The sequence below is a fragment of the Bacteroidales bacterium genome (assembly GCA_012517825.1).
Lineage (GTDB): Bacteria > Bacteroidota > Bacteroidia > Bacteroidales > JAAYUG01 > JAAYUG01.
This window is the reverse complement of the sequence record JAAYUG010000172.1, coordinates 1-14,775: the sequence shown is the minus strand read 5'-3', so window position 1 is coordinate 14,775 and position 14,775 is coordinate 1. Positions and strand designations below refer to the sequence as shown.

At 45.6% G+C, this 14,775-nt stretch carries 10 protein-coding genes; 8 read left to right on the top strand and 2 right to left on the bottom strand.

The genetic code is table 11. The features are described from left to right. Positions 1 to 690: 690 nt before the first annotated feature. Complete coding sequence (locus tag GX419_12040) at positions 691 to 915, bottom strand: hypothetical protein (GenBank protein NLI25423.1); 225 nt, start codon at positions 913 to 915, stop codon at positions 691 to 693. Positions 916 to 1,089: 174 nt separating this feature from the next. Between GX419_12040 and GX419_12035 the strand changes: the two genes are divergently transcribed. The 7 genes from GX419_12035 to GX419_12005 all read left to right on the top strand — a co-directional run bounded on the left by GX419_12035 (position 1,090) and on the right by GX419_12005 (position 12,101). After that, complete coding sequence (locus GX419_12035) at positions 1,090 to 1,242, top strand: hypothetical protein (GenBank protein ID NLI25422.1); 153 nt, start codon at positions 1,090 to 1,092, stop codon at positions 1,240 to 1,242. Between the two features lie 57 nt (positions 1,243 to 1,299). Continuing rightward, positions 1,300 to 2,574 (top strand): 3-deoxy-D-manno-octulosonic acid transferase, encoded by a 1,275-nt coding sequence (locus tag GX419_12030; GenBank protein NLI25421.1) that lies wholly within the window; start codon positions 1,300 to 1,302, stop codon positions 2,572 to 2,574. Between the two features lie 328 nt (positions 2,575 to 2,902). Then, positions 2,903 to 5,473 (top strand): adenosylcobalamin-dependent ribonucleoside-diphosphate reductase, encoded by a 2,571-nt coding sequence (locus tag GX419_12025; protein NLI25420.1) that lies wholly within the window; start codon positions 2,903 to 2,905, stop codon positions 5,471 to 5,473. A 12-nt stretch (positions 5,474 to 5,485) separates the two neighbouring features. After that, positions 5,486 to 6,835: an adenylyltransferase/cytidyltransferase family protein gene (locus tag GX419_12020; protein ID NLI25419.1), complete on the top strand. Its 1,350-nt coding sequence runs from the start codon at positions 5,486 to 5,488 to the stop codon at positions 6,833 to 6,835. A 324-nt stretch (positions 6,836 to 7,159) separates the two neighbouring features. Then, positions 7,160 to 8,545, top strand: coding sequence for a sugar porter family MFS transporter (locus GX419_12015; GenBank protein ID NLI25418.1), 1,386 nt, complete (start codon positions 7,160 to 7,162; stop codon positions 8,543 to 8,545). 55 nt (positions 8,546 to 8,600) lie between these two features. Beyond that, positions 8,601 to 11,462, top strand: a complete 2,862-nt coding sequence (locus GX419_12010) for a beta-galactosidase (protein NLI25417.1) — start codon at positions 8,601 to 8,603, stop codon at positions 11,460 to 11,462. A gap of 159 nt (positions 11,463 to 11,621) precedes the next feature. Next, positions 11,622 to 12,101, top strand: a complete 480-nt coding sequence (locus GX419_12005) for a GNAT family N-acetyltransferase (GenBank protein ID NLI25416.1) — start codon at positions 11,622 to 11,624, stop codon at positions 12,099 to 12,101. A gap of 39 nt (positions 12,102 to 12,140) precedes the next feature. Here GX419_12005 and GX419_12000 read toward each other — a convergent pair whose 3' ends face one another. Further along, entirely contained in the window at positions 12,141 to 13,412 is a 1,272-nt protein-coding gene (locus GX419_12000) for an Nramp family divalent metal transporter (protein NLI25415.1), read from the bottom strand. Positions 13,413 to 13,494: 82 nt separating this feature from the next. On the opposite strand from GX419_12000, the gene GX419_11995 reads away from it, so the two are divergent. Next, positions 13,495 to 14,703, top strand: a complete 1,209-nt coding sequence (locus GX419_11995) for an arabinogalactan endo-1,4-beta-galactosidase (GenBank protein ID NLI25414.1) — start codon at positions 13,495 to 13,497, stop codon at positions 14,701 to 14,703. The last annotated feature ends 72 nt before the right edge of the window (positions 14,704 to 14,775 follow it).

Here is a 14,775-nt window from a genome sequence, read left to right as displayed (position 1 = left end):
TTACCCACCAGAATTCCATTTAAACCTTGTTGCTCCCGAACAAGATTTAAAGTTGATGTCTGAGTTATCATCCTTACTCATAAAAAATTAATTGGTTAATACTAAAAAGCCGGCAAATATAAATCATATTTTAATTGCACAAATTCATTTCCGAAAAAAAATGACCCTTCCGGCCTGCGTAGTTTTTCCCGTAAACTGCAAAAGGCCAGAAAGATGGAGAAATTCCTTTCCATTGCCGTATCAGTTGAAATCTCCCCTGACATTTCCCCAAGGTCTCTTCCTCCCCCTGCAGCCTCCGGGCAGAACCATCATGAGATGAGCGGGCAAGGGACAAGTAAAAACCTGGGTAGGGGTAACTGCGTAACCGGTTTTGTGATTATTCCGGCAGAGCATGAAACTGGAATGACTCATCTCATTTAAATTACAAATCCATGCTTCCTTCTTCACCTTCTTTTTACAGAAAGGAAGAAAGGTTTTCATGCCAACGTCTCTTCGACGTTTTCAGGGCGAAAATATAAAATTTGAACTTACACGCTGAATTTTTAAACATTTTTTTTAAACCACCAGAAGTAATTTTATAAACAATTAGAACAAACTAACTGTTGATTTATAAATACTTAATAATATATGCGTTGTTTAGAATGATCCAAACAGGGTGCGTGACAAGCAACAAAATGTTGAATGTGCTGCCTACAAATTACCGGTCTGCACCCCCGGTTGATCAAACAGCGAAGGGTAATCCCGGTCAAAACGGCGAAGTACCTCACTGATTATAGCTTCCCGCATAAAACGGGATCGGTTGTTGATCTTATACCGGGAACAGTATTTGTTGATGGCGGCAATTTCTCGTTTGTTAAACAAAACAGACTGTCTGTATTTCCGGAGCAATTCAGGATCTTTTTGCTTTTTCTTCATGCGCGCTGATGTTAATTACCAGTATCCTACGCCCAAAAATAAAATATTTCAATGGTTGCAGAAGAAGCACATGCATCAATATTATGAACAACAGACGGTTGAAAACTATCTTACTGCCCATATAGTTTCTGCCTTCCTCTGCAGTACATGGTGCAAAGGATTCCATTACCCGGTATGATGAACCCACATTGCGCGTTTTTTGATGCGCCATGTGCCCTGGTGGGCCGCTTTCACTCCGTTTCAGCGGGATTTGCCCGGATTCCACCACTGAAAGCCAAACCACTGCGCATTGGTTCGCTTGAACTCCTGATGCGCAATCCGGGATAAAAACACTGGCAGAATCACAACCATTTGGGTTAACTTTGCACGATAAAATTCTTTTCTGTGAAATTCCTTTATCAAATATCTCTGTGGTTATATTATGCCGGCATAGTAATTGTTTCTCCGTTTAATCACAAGGCCGCCCTGTGGCTGAAAGGACGAAAAAACTGGTACCCCCGTCTGAAAAGCGCTCTGGAGAAAAACCAAAAACCGGTTGTCTGGGTCCATTGTAGTTCGCTCGGAGAATTCGAACAGGGCCGGCCTGTTATTGAGGCTATCAGGCGTCATTCCGGAGATAATGTATTCATTCTTCTGAGTTTTTATTCCCCTTCAGGTTACGAAATCAGAAAAAATTATCCCCTGGCCGATTGCGTCACCTATCTGCCGCTTGACACACCCCGCAATGCTAAACGATGGATAGATACTGTAAAACCGGTAGCTGCTCTTTTTGTCAAATACGAATTCTGGTTTCACTTTCTTCAGGCAGCTCATAAGAATAAAACCAGGCTGTTTCTTATCTCTGCCATTTTCAGGCCGGGCCAGCTTTTTTTCCGATGGTACGGAACCTGGTACCGCAACATTTTGCTCAGATTCAGCCATATTTTCACCCAGGATGAGAATTCGGCCAGGCTTCTAAGTGATATAGGTATTGCCCAAGTTTCTGTAAGCGGAGATACACGGTTTGACAGGGTAATTCAGATTGCCTCGGAAGAAAAAACCCTTCCTGAAGCAGGATGGTTTGCCGACGGGCATCTTGTAGTAGTTGCAGGGAGCACATGGGAACCTGATGAGGCTCTTCTTACCCGGTATATTGCCGAAACCGGATTCCCTCTGAAGATGATTATCGTTCCCCATGAAATTCACACCTCACACCTGACAAAACTCTGCAAATCAATCACTGTACCTTATATTCTGTTTTCCGGGAGCAAAGAAAATGAAAATGCCCTGAGAAAAGCGCAGGTACTTGTTGTTGACAAAATTGGCCTGCTGAGCACCCTCTACCGCTATGGAGCCATTGCATACATCGGAGGAGGGTTTGGTAAAGGCATCCACAACATCCTTGAAGCTGCCGTTTACGGAAGGCCGGTACTTTTCGGCCCTAACTATCATAAAGCCCTTGAAGCAAAGGAAATGAAAGAACTTGGATGCGGAATTCCCGTTCATTCCTACGATGAACTGAAGGAAAACATGGACCAGCTCATCAGAAATACCTCACTGAGAGAAAAACTTGCAGAAGCTTCGGCATCATACGTGCGGAAAAACACGGGAGCAACCCGCACCATTCTTCAGCATATAGCTGAGTGCCTGCCTTCTGTTACTACAATAACACAAAGGTGATTTCATATATTAACAATGGTGTATTGCACATTGAATATATCAAAGTGTTTTTGATACAATACTCCGGTTTGGATAGAAAATGTTGACAATGAACCATATCGCTGCTTCCGGGTGTAAGGTTGATAAACTCTGCCGCGTTGTTAATATTTACACAGGGTTTTTTTAGGCAAAATTTTTTGCCTGGTGTTAACTTGCGGTAGTCAACCCTTTTCTATTTTATTCAGGTAAAATAACAGATACCCAAAACCTTAAAAAAACCGGATGTATGCAAACGGACGCGATCATTGTCAATAATCAGAAAAACGGAGCTGAAGAGAACGAAAAAACTATGCAGAACGAAGGAACAGCAAAAACTGAGATGAAAGAAGAACAGAAGATATATTCGCATGAAGAGGCTCTCCGGAAAAGCATTGAATATTTCCGTGGCGATGAACTTGCCGCCACGGTATGGGTGAATAAATACGCCCTGAAGGATTCTTTCGGGAAAATCTATGAATTGACACCTGACGATATGCACTGGCGTATTGCCAGGGAGATTGCCCGTATTGAAAAAAGGTATCCCAATCCGATGCCGGTTGAGGAGGTTTATGAATTGCTCAGGGATTTCCGGTATATTGTTCCCCAGGGTAGTCCGATGGCCGGAATAGGAAATCGTTTTCAGATAGCTTCCCTGTCAAATTGTTTTGTTATTGGGCACGACCACCCGGCTGACTCGTACGGGGGAATAATGAAAATTGATCAGGAACAGGTTCAGCTCATGAAACGCAGAGGGGGTGTCGGGCATGATCTTTCCCACATCAGGCCTTATGGTACTCCTGTGCTGAACAGTGCCCTCACCTCAACAGGCGTGGTTCCTTTTATGGAACGGTATTCCAATTCAACCCGCGAAGTTGCTCAGGACGGGCGCCGCGGAGCCCTTATGCTCACAATATCCATTAAGCATCCCGATGCCGAAAAATTTATCGATGCAAAGCTGGAGCAGGGGAAAGTTACTGCCGCCAACGTGTCGGTAAAAATTGACGATGAATTCATGCAGGCTGTCATTGAAGGCAAACCATATGTTCAGCAATTCCCGATTGACAGCCCTAATCCGATGATCAGAAAAGAAATTGATGCCCGGGCACTCTGGAAAAAAATTATTCACAACGCCTGGAAATCAGCAGAACCAGGGGTACTTTTCTGGGATACCATCATCCGGGAATCTGTGGCTGACTGCTATGCCAAATTTGGCTTCAGGACAGTTTCTACCAACCCCTGTGGCGAAATTCCGCTCTGTCCGTATGACAGTTGCCGTCTGCTGGCCATCAATCTTTACAGTTATGTCGAAAATCCCTTCACACCCGAAGCCCGCTTCAATTTCGACAAATTCCGCAAACACGTCCACTATGCCCAGCGAATCATGGACGATATCATCGATCTGGAACTCGAAAAGATTGATGCCATCCTTGATAAAATAGCCAACGATCCGGAAGACATGGAACTTAAACGGGTTGAACGAAAACTCTGGGAAAATATCCGGGTAAAGGCTGAAGAAGGGCGGCGCACCGGTATCGGGATTACCGCCGAAGGAGATATGCTCGCCGCCCTGGGTTTGCGTTACGGAAGCGATGATGCCATTGACTTTTCTACCGAAGTACATAAAACAGTTGCTCTGGAAGCTTACCGCTCTTCGGTTGAAACGGCAAAGGAAAGAGGGCCTTTCCCTCTCTACGACCCGCAGCTTGAAAAAGACAATCCGTTTATCCTCCGGCTCAGAAAGGAAGATGAGCAATTATACCGCGACATGGTAAAATACGGACGCCGTAATATTTCTCTGCTTACCATTGCACCTACCGGTACCACAAGCCTTATGACCCAGACTACCTCCGGCATTGAACCGGTTTTCCTGCCGGTTTACCGTCGCAGGCGCAAAGTCAACCCCAACGACGCTTCCGCCAAAATTACCCTTGTGGATGAAGTAGGCGACAGCTGGGAAGAATATTTTGTTTTTCATCACAAATTTGAGGTATGGCTCCAGGTAAACGGCTATAACGTCAAAGAAGTGAAAAAGTACCCTCTTGAAAAAATCCAGGAACTGGTAGCAAAATCGCCGTATTACAAAGCCACCTCAGCTGATGTTGACTGGGTAAGCAAGGTCCGTATGCAGGGAAATATCCAGAAATGGGTCGATCATTCCATCAGCGTTACCATCAACCTGCCCGAAAACGTGAGCGAAGACCTTGTGGATGAACTATACATCACCGGATGGAAGAGCGGTTGCAAGGGCATAACAGTTTACCGGGAAGGATCCCGCTCGGGAGTACTTCTTTCGGCAAAAGAGAAAAAGGAAAAAACAGCAGAGGTTGACCCTCAGAGCTTTAAACGCCCGCGCGAACTCGAAGCCGATATTATACGCTTCAACAACAACAACGAACGGTGGATTGCCTTCATCGGACTCAAAGACGGCAGGCCTTACGAAATCTTCACCGGTATTGAAGATATTGAAAAATTCCCCATCCCCCCTTCCATCACACACGGAAAAATTATCAAGGTAAAAGATGAAACCGGAAAGTCGCGTTATGATTTTCAATATACCGACAAATACGGGTATAAAAATACCATCGGAGGGCTTTCCCATATGTTTAACCCCGAATTCTGGAACTATGCCAAGCTGATTTCGGGAGTTCTGCGGCACGGAATGCCCATACCCGATGTGGTTAATCTGGTCGCCTCACTCAGCCTCGACAGCGATACCATCAACACATGGAAAAACGGCGTGGAAAGGGCATTGAAACGGTATATTCCTAACGGAACCAAAGCCCGTAAAGGAACAAGGTGCAGTGAATGCGGTTCAGAGGCTCTCGTTTACCAGGAAGGCTGTCTGATCTGCCAGAGCTGCGGATCTTCAAAATGCGGATAAGCACTCCTGCGGATGTTTGAACGCATAAGGGCAAAAGTACTTACAGCAGAAATGCTGCCCGGCATACGCCAAAAATTCCGGGATAAAAAAATTGTCTTCTGTACCGGGTGCTTTGATATTCTTCAATCAGGCCATGCTGTATTTTTCAGTCAGTGCCGCGAATTTGGCGATCTGCTGGTGGTTGGCATAGGCCGCGACAAAGTGGTGGAACAGCTGAAAGGTCCTGGCAGACCCGTCAATCCGGAACAAAACAGGCTGCATCTTGTTGCGGCTCTTGAAGAAGTTTCTTATGCCGTTCTGAACGATAATACCGTTGAAGAGGGAAAAATTGACTTCCGCCATATACTCGAACTTCTGCACCCCGATGTTTTTGTACTCAATGATGACGATACTGCTATCGAACCTAAAAAAAAGCTCTGCGAACGACTGGGAATTCAAATGCAGTTCGTGAAACGCGAAGTGCCGCATGAACTGGAACCCACATCCACTACCCGTATCATTGATAAGATAAATTTTGCCTGGAAAGCCCCCCTGCGCATCGATTTTTCCGGTGGATGGACTGATGTGCCATTTATTATGCAGGGAAAAAAAGGATATGTTTCCAACGTGGCCATTTCCCCCCTGATTGAACTTAAGGGTGGGCAACTCAATTTTTCGGGGTATCCGAGAGGCAGCGGACTGAGCACTTCCACTGCGGTAAAACTTCTGGAAATGATCAGTGCCAAGACATACAATGCCGAATCAAAAAGCCTTCAGGTCATTGCTGAAGACCTTTTTAACCTCGAAAACCGGGAGTTAAACTGGGCCATCGGACGGCAGGACCAATATTCCATCGTTTACGGCGGATTTCATTGTTTTGAATTCGGTACCGATTATGCCCGGCCTGTTATTTCAGATATTTCTCACAGCATCCTGGAAGATTTTCAGAAGAAGCTGCTGCTGATTCATACGGGAGTTTCCCGCAATGCGCAGACTGCCGTTGAGGAAGTATATCGCAATTTCAAAACCCCTGAAGGGGCCGCGGCCATTGATGAGCTGGCCCGCTGCGGCTATGAATTTGCCCTGGCCCTTCAAAAAGGAGATTTTGCTCTCTGTGCCGAAATCATGAACCGCAATTTCTCTGCACAGAAGAAACTCGCACAGTCAACCTCCAATGCCTTTATTGAAGAAGTGTATCATTTCGCGCTGAACAATGGAGCATTGGGCGGGAAAATCTGCGGCGCAGGAGGCGGAGGAGCCTTTGTCTTTATATCCCATGATCCGGAGGCACTTAAACATCAGATCAAAAACCGCTTTGTTGAGTGCTTCGAAATAGATTTCCGTTTCGAATACCGCAACGTTAAAGAACTGAATAAGGTCTGATCCGGTAATGATTCATAACCTCCACCTCCGCATCCCCGGAAAGGATTTTATTTAGTGCTCTGCTCCAACCGGTTGATACATAATTAACCCAATCATTGCACCAGAAAGATTCTTGTGCATGAAAAAATGTGCAATGCGCCCTGGAGTTGCTTTCAATGCTTTTCAATGGCCTCAACCCGGATGCCATTGCAAAATACCAATCCCCAAAGCATTGGTTCGTTTCCACTCCTGATGCTTAATCCGTGTTATTTCTGCTGAGGTTTATTATTGGATAATTCGCGATAAAATAGGATATTTCGGATCGCTTTCATATAGCAGGCAAATATGGGAAAATACAATATGCGATACATAATACCCGTAGCCCTGGTAGCGGCTATGGGCGGACTGCTTTTTGGTTACGACTGGGTCGTTATTGGAGGAGCCAAACCTTTTTATGAGCGTTTTTTCGGCATAACGGGCAATCCCGGATTGCAGGGTCTTGCCATGAGTTCTGCCCTGATCGGTTGCATTTTTGGCGCCGCAGTTTCCGGATGGGTAACCGATCAATACGGACGAAAGATTTCCCTTCTTCTTTGCGCATTGCTCTTTACCGTTTCCGGAGTAGGAACGGGCATGGCCGATCATTTTGGACCTTTTATTCTCTGGCGTATCCTTGGCGGGTTCGGTATTGGAATAGCTTCCGCTGCTTCACCGGTTTATATTGCCGAAATTACCCCTCCTGTTTACAGAGGAAGCTTTGTTTCCCTGAACCAGCTTGCAATAGTGATAGGAATTCTGGCGGCCCAGATTATCAACTACCTCATTGCAGAACCCGTGCCGGAAGGAGCCTCTGATATCATTATCCGAAGCTCATGGAACGGACAGACAGGCTGGAGATGGATGTTCTGGGCCGAATCGTTTCCTGCGTTTCTCTTCTTTATTCTTGCTTTCTTCGTTCCCGAAAGCCCAAGGTGGCTCATCAAAGAAGGAAAAACAGAAAAAGCCCTATCCATTCTTATGCGGACCGGAAGCAATGATTATGCCTCCGCTGCTTTCCGGGAAATTTCGGAAACCCTCTCACAGGAAAAGCAACGCTTCAGTTTTTTCAGCCTGCTTAACAGGAAAACGAGAAACGTGGTTCTGCTGGGAATTGCCCTTGCCGTCTTTCAGCAATGGTGTGGCATCAATGTAGTATTCAATTATGCCGAAGAAGTTTTTTCCTCCGCCGGGTACGGCATTACTTCCATGCTTTTCAATATTGTAATAACCGGCATTATCAATCTGATTTTTACTTTTGTAGCTATCCGCACGGTTGATTCGGCAGGAAGAAAAAAACTGATGCTGATTGGCTCGGCAGGTCTTGCCGTTACTTATATAATGCTGGGGGCCGGTTATTTTTTCGGGTTAAAAGGACTTCCTATTCTGATTACGGTAGTGGTTGCCATTGCCATATATGCCATGTCGTTGGCTCCCGTTACATGGGTAGTTCTTTCGGAAATCTTTCCTAATAAAATAAGGGGTTCTGCCATGGCAGTAGCAACCACTGCCCTCTGGATTGCCAGTGCTGTGCTGGTCATCACCTTTCCCTATCTTCATCGCTTATTGAAGGCTTCCGGAACTTTCTGGATCTATTCTGCCATTTGTATTGCCGGTTTCCTTTTGATTTTCTTCAGGCTTCCTGAAACCAAAGGGAAATCACTCGAAGAAATAGAAAGACTTATGCGCGCCTGAAACAGTTTGAAGGTAAAATTTCGTAGCATGATAAAAAATACTGCCTATGAATACAATGAATTACTTTCATCGCAAACCATTATCATTCTTTCTCATTGTTTCTTCCATAGTAACAGGCTTTGTTTTCGGATCCTGCCGTCAGGATACAACCGACAGTATCAGTCTGAAGGGTACATGGAGATTTCAGATTGACCGGGATGATACCGGAGAAGCACAGCACTGGTATTCCATACTGCTGTCCGATTCGGTTACGCTACCCGGTTCAATGGCCACCAACAGAAAAGGGGATTCCATTACCATCAGCACCCCATGGACAGGGCAAATTGTTGACAGTTCATGGTTTACATCACAGGAATATGCACCTTACCGGCAACCCGGCAATATAAAGGTTCCTTTCTGGCTCCAGCCCGTTACGTATTACAAGGGTCCTGCCTGGTATCAGAAAGAGATTGAGATTCCCGCCGCGTGGAAGGAAAAAACCATTGAACTGTACCTGGAACGGTGCCACTGGTATAGCAAAGTATGGATTGACAGTACGGAAGTGGGAACAGCGAATTCCCTCTCCACACCTCATACTTTCCTGCTTCCTGCTTCCATAAAACCGGGAAAGCATTTGCTTTCTATCAGGATTGACAACAGGATCAATGAAATAGACGTTGGGCAAAATTCGCACAGCATTTCGGATCATACTCAAACCAACTGGAACGGCATTACTGGAAAACTGGAACTTATTGCCAGGCCAAAAATCAGCCTGGGTGATGTAAAAATCTATCCCGACATTGCCTCAAAACAGATAAGGGTAATAGTCGCGATTCGTAACCACACAGGAGAAAATGCTTCTTGCAATCTCAGTCTTCAGGCCATTCCGGAAAAAAACAACAATGCACCGGCCTCAAAAAAGATCAGGATTCAGAAAAAATGCGATTCAACCTGTACAATTGCTGAAGTAACCTTACCGATGGGATCTGATCCGGCGTTGTGGGACGAATTTCATCCAAATCTCTATTCACTGCAGGTTGTACTTACATCAGACAAAGGAAAGGATACAAAAAGAGAGTTGTTCGGCATGCGGGAATGGGCAACGCAGGGTACGCAGTTCATGCTCAACGGCAGGCCTGTCTTTTTAAGGGGGACACTTGAATGCGCCATTTTCCCTGAAACAGGATTCCCCCCAACAGATACAGGTGCCTGGATGCGTATATTCAGGATTGCCAGGGCACACGGACTGAATCATATGCGGTTCCATTCATGGTGTCCGCCTGAAGCCGCCTTTATTGCAGCCGACCGTTCCGGATTTTATCTGCACGTGGAATGCGCCTCCTGGGCAAGTTCATCCATCGGAGATGGAAAACCAATTGACACTTACCTGTACGAAGAAAGCAACCGGATTGTGGACGCATACGGAAACCATCCCTCGTTCAGTTTTCTTCTGTACGGAAATGAACCTGCAGGAGAACATCAGGATCAGTGGCTTACCGGATTTGTCACCTACTGGAAGAAAAAAGACCCGAGGCGCTTATATTCAAGTGGTGCAGGCTGGCCTTTGCTCGAAGTTACTGATTTCAACAGCACCCCTGAACCACGAATTCAGGGCTGGGATCAGGGTCTTGCCAGCATCATCAATGCCCTTCCTCCCCAAACAGCTTATGACTGGGAAAATATCATTGCCCGGTATAATAAACCCACCGTCAGCCATGAAATCGGGCAATGGTGCGTGTATCCCGACTTCAAGGAAATTGACCAGTACAAAGGGGTTCTGAAAGCCCGCAATTTTGAAATTTTCCGCGACAGGCTCAATGCACACGGAATGGGTCATCTTGCCGACAGCTTCCTTCTTGCTTCAGGGAAACTGCAGGTTTTATGCTATAAGGCCGACATTGAAGCTGCACTGCGTACCAAAGGGTTCGGTGGTTTCCAGTTGCTCGACCTGCACGATTTTCCCGGCCAGGGAACAGCCCTTGTCGGAGTCCTTAATGCTTTCTGGAACGAAAAAGGTTACGTTAAACCTGAAGAATACCGTCGCTTTTGCAATAGCACTGTTCCACTTTTACGTCTTTCAAAGATGATTTTTACTAACGATGAAACCCTGCACGCTGAAGCCGAAATAGCGCATTTCGGCGACAAAGAACTGAAAGGAGTTATCCCGGAATGGACTCTCTCTTCCATGGAAGGAGAAATTATTGCCAGAGGTAAATTCCCGGCCATGAATATTCCTTTGGGAAACGGTATCAGGCTGGGCACAATTGATCAACCACTTTCCATGATCAGCAAACCTTCCCAGCTGGTATTGACACTAAAAACTGATGCGTATGAGAATGCATGGAACATTTGGGTATATCCTGCTCACCTGCCGGCTCTGAATGATTCCGTTCTGATTGCTCAAAGACTGGACAAAAAGACCATTGATTACCTTACCCGGGGAGGACGTGTTTTGTTAACCGTCAGGAAAGGCAGCATTGCCCCTCATGCAGGGGGTAACATAGCTGTAGGTTTCTCAAGTATTTTCTGGAACACTGCCTGGACAGGCAAACAGCCTCCCCACACTTTAGGGATTCTTTGCAACCCGAAACATCCTGCCCTGGAAAATTTTCCTACCGAATACCATAGCAACTGGCAATGGTGGGATGCCATGTCGCATGCACATGCCATTGATGTTTCCGGCATTGAAAAAAACGTTGACCCGGTGGTACGCATTATTGACGACTGGTTTACAGCCAGGCCCCTCATGCTTATATTCGAAGCAAGGGTCGGGAAAGGTAAAATCATCGTTACGGGTGCTGATCTGCTTACCGATGCAGAAAACAGGCCGGAAGCCCGGCAATTGCTATATAGTCTAAGGAAGTATGCGGCGGGTAATCAGTTTAATCCACGCAGCACAATTCCCGTTGAAAAGCTGAAACCATTATTCAGAGACTAGGTAATTCCCGCTGCCTGAGCGAAGTCGAAGGCAGCGTTTTAATGCCTTTCCCCATATAAAATTAGTGAAAGAAGCCATCAATTAAAATCGTACTTTTGAGCTTTCATTTTATCTATTCCGGTCCGTTTCGGCCGGAGGGACGAACAAATTTTGCCGGCAATGAACATAACGTTACGATCAGAAACAGGGTGGCAGGACGTTGAAAATGTCCGCAACATAATAGAATCAACAGGCTTCTTTTATCCCCATGAGGTGAAAATTGCCGTTGAGCTGATTGAAGAACGTCTCAGCAAAGGGGCTGAAAGCGGTTATGAATTTATTTTTGCCGAAGCAGACGGTAAAACAGCCGGATATTCCTGTTTTGGGTTAAATCCCAGCACAAAAAAAAGTTTTGACCTTTACTGGATTGCAACATATAAAGACCTCAGGGGAAAAGGCATTGGCAAATTGCTTCTCGAAGAAACCTGCAGGAAGGTGAAGGAAATGGGCGGAACAGCCCTGTATGCTGAAACCTCAGGAAGACCTTTGTATGAACCAACCCGTAAATTTTACGAAAATAACGGTTTTTCCTGCGAAGCCGTGCTCAAAGACTTCTATGACGATGGCGATGATAAGCTGGTTTATGTTCGCAGAATTTAATATGCCTGATGATGGCAGGACTTTTGCCGCATGTCCGGCTCATGTGAAAAAGGAAATAATAAGAAACACGTTCAGCAGGGTCACTATTCCGGCAACAGAATAGAGCAATATCTTGTTCAGCAACGTATTCTTATACTTCCCCATAACCTTTTCTGATGAAGTAAGATAAATCTGAAGGAAAATGGTGACCGGCAACTGCATACTCAATATCATCTGACTGATTATCAATCCTTTCAGCGGATTCCTGATCAACAATATGATAACAGCCGCCAGGAAAAGAGAAATGATCACGCCGGTGCGGGAGTGATTGTCTTTTATATCAAAAGGCTCCTCATAAATACCGGCGAAAATTGATCCGGCTGCCATGGCCGAAGTAATGGTGGAAGATAGTCCGGCGAAAAGCAGGGCTATGGCAAAAACAAAGGATGCACTGCTTCCGAGGAGAGGCACAAGGAGTTCCTTTGCCTGTGGCAATTCGGTCACCTGTTTTCCGTGAGCATAAAACGTGGCAGCCGCCAGAAGAATCATGGCACTGTTGATAGCCCAGCCAACCAGCATGGAAAACAAAGTATCGGTAAATTCAAAATCCAGCTGCCTTCTGATGGTTTTATCATCCTCCAGATTCCATTGCCTGCTCTGAATGATTTCAGAGTGCAGAAACAAATTGTGAGGCATAACCACAGCTCCCAGCACACTCATAATGATGATCATGGAACCGGCCGGGAATGATGGCACAACCCAGCCTGTAATGGCTTCATTCCATGAAATATCAGCCAGCCAAAGTTCATAAATAAAGGACAACCCTATAATGGATACAAATCCGATGATCCATTTTTCAATTGCCTTATACGAATTGGTAAGGAGCATAATCAGAACAAACGCCACAGTGAGGATTACTCCGATAAAAAGAGGAATATGAAACAACATATTCAATGCAATGGCACTCCCGAGAATTTCAGCCAGGGATGTGGATATGGAAGCAAGCATGGCAGTGAGCAGAATACCCATCGAATAAGGTTTACGCACATATCGCGTTGTGGCTTCCGAAAGACACAGGCCGGTAGCAATGCCCAGGTGTGCGGCATTGTGCTGAAGAAGAATGAGCATGATGGTTGATAAAGTAACCATCCAGAGCAGGCTGTAACCATAACCGGCACCGGCAGCCAGATTTGATGCCCAGTTGCCGGGATCGATAAATCCAACGGTCACCAGCAGTCCGGGACCTATGTATTTCAGAAGATCCAACCCCCCAAGCCGGGGCTTATGCCCTTTTGTATCAAAAAAACTTTGTATGCGCGTTCTGAGTGACATACCATGCCAGTTTCTTAGAAAACGAAAATAAAATAAATTGTTCAAGGATGATATATGTATTTTTGTAATAAATTATCCCATTATGAAGAGATCGCATTTTCCGGTCTGGTTTCTGCTGGCTTGTCTCTTTTTACTGCTATCCTGCAAGGATAATGCAGACCATCCGAAGGATGATGCCATACGCTGCTATACATACGATCAGTTTTGCATGGGGGTTGACCTTTCCTATGTAAATCAGCTCGAAGACTTTGGTGCTGTTTACAAAGACTCAGGAAAGGTAAACGATCCCTACCGAATTTTCCGGAACCATGGGGCCAATCTGGTAAGGCTCAGGCTCTGGCATAACCCGTCATGGGTTCGTCAGCAGGTTTATAAAAGTGATACTGTGCCGCTATACAGCGGTTTGAATGACGTAAAAAAAAGCATACGCAGGGCAAAAAATCTGGGATTTGCAATCTGTCTTGATTTTCATTATTCTGACATCTGGGCAGATCCTACCCGTCAGACTCCGCCGACGGCCTGGGCCGCAATACGGGATTTTGCTGTCCTGAAAGACTCTTTTTATACCTACACATACTCCACCTTGCATAACCTGGCCGCGGAAGGACTGCTTCCTGAAATGGTACAGCTGGGAAATGAAATCAACTGCGGCCTGTTTTATACCGATATTGAACAAGGCTTCCCTTCGGTGAACTGTTGCGAAGGGAAATGGGTTCAGCTCGGGGAACTTCTTAACGAAGCGATCAGGGCAGTAAGGAAAGTATCCTCCGAAGAAGGCAGGCAGATTCAGATTGGTCTGCATATTGCCGACCCCAAAAACGTGCAATGGTGGTTTGAACAGATTACCTCCAATGGAAAAGTAACTGATTTTGATATTATTGGCATATCATACTACCCTTTGTGGCATACCACGGTTTCCTTTGATAATCTTGGCGTGGTTATCAGAAATCTGAAAAATACTTTCGGAAAGAAAATTATGATTTTTGAAACAGCCTATCCATGGACAACAGAATATGCCGATAATTATGCAAATGCTTTCGGAAACCAGTCTCCTCTGCCAGGATTCCCCTTTACGGCAACCGGGCAGTACAATTTCATGGTTTCGCTGTGCCAGAAAGTAATTAACGGAGGCGGAAGCGGAGTGATTTACTGGGAACCTGCCTGGATCACTTCCCGTATGAAAGATCTCTGGGGAACAGGATCAATCTGGGAAAATGCTACCATGTTTGACTTTGAAGGAAATACTCTGCCTTCTATCAACTACCTGAATGCAAGCTATAAAGGCCTCTGAAACAGGGAATTTGCTTCATATGCTGCATTTGCCATGAGAAATCCGGGGGCTTTGCATGCCGAATACCCCGTT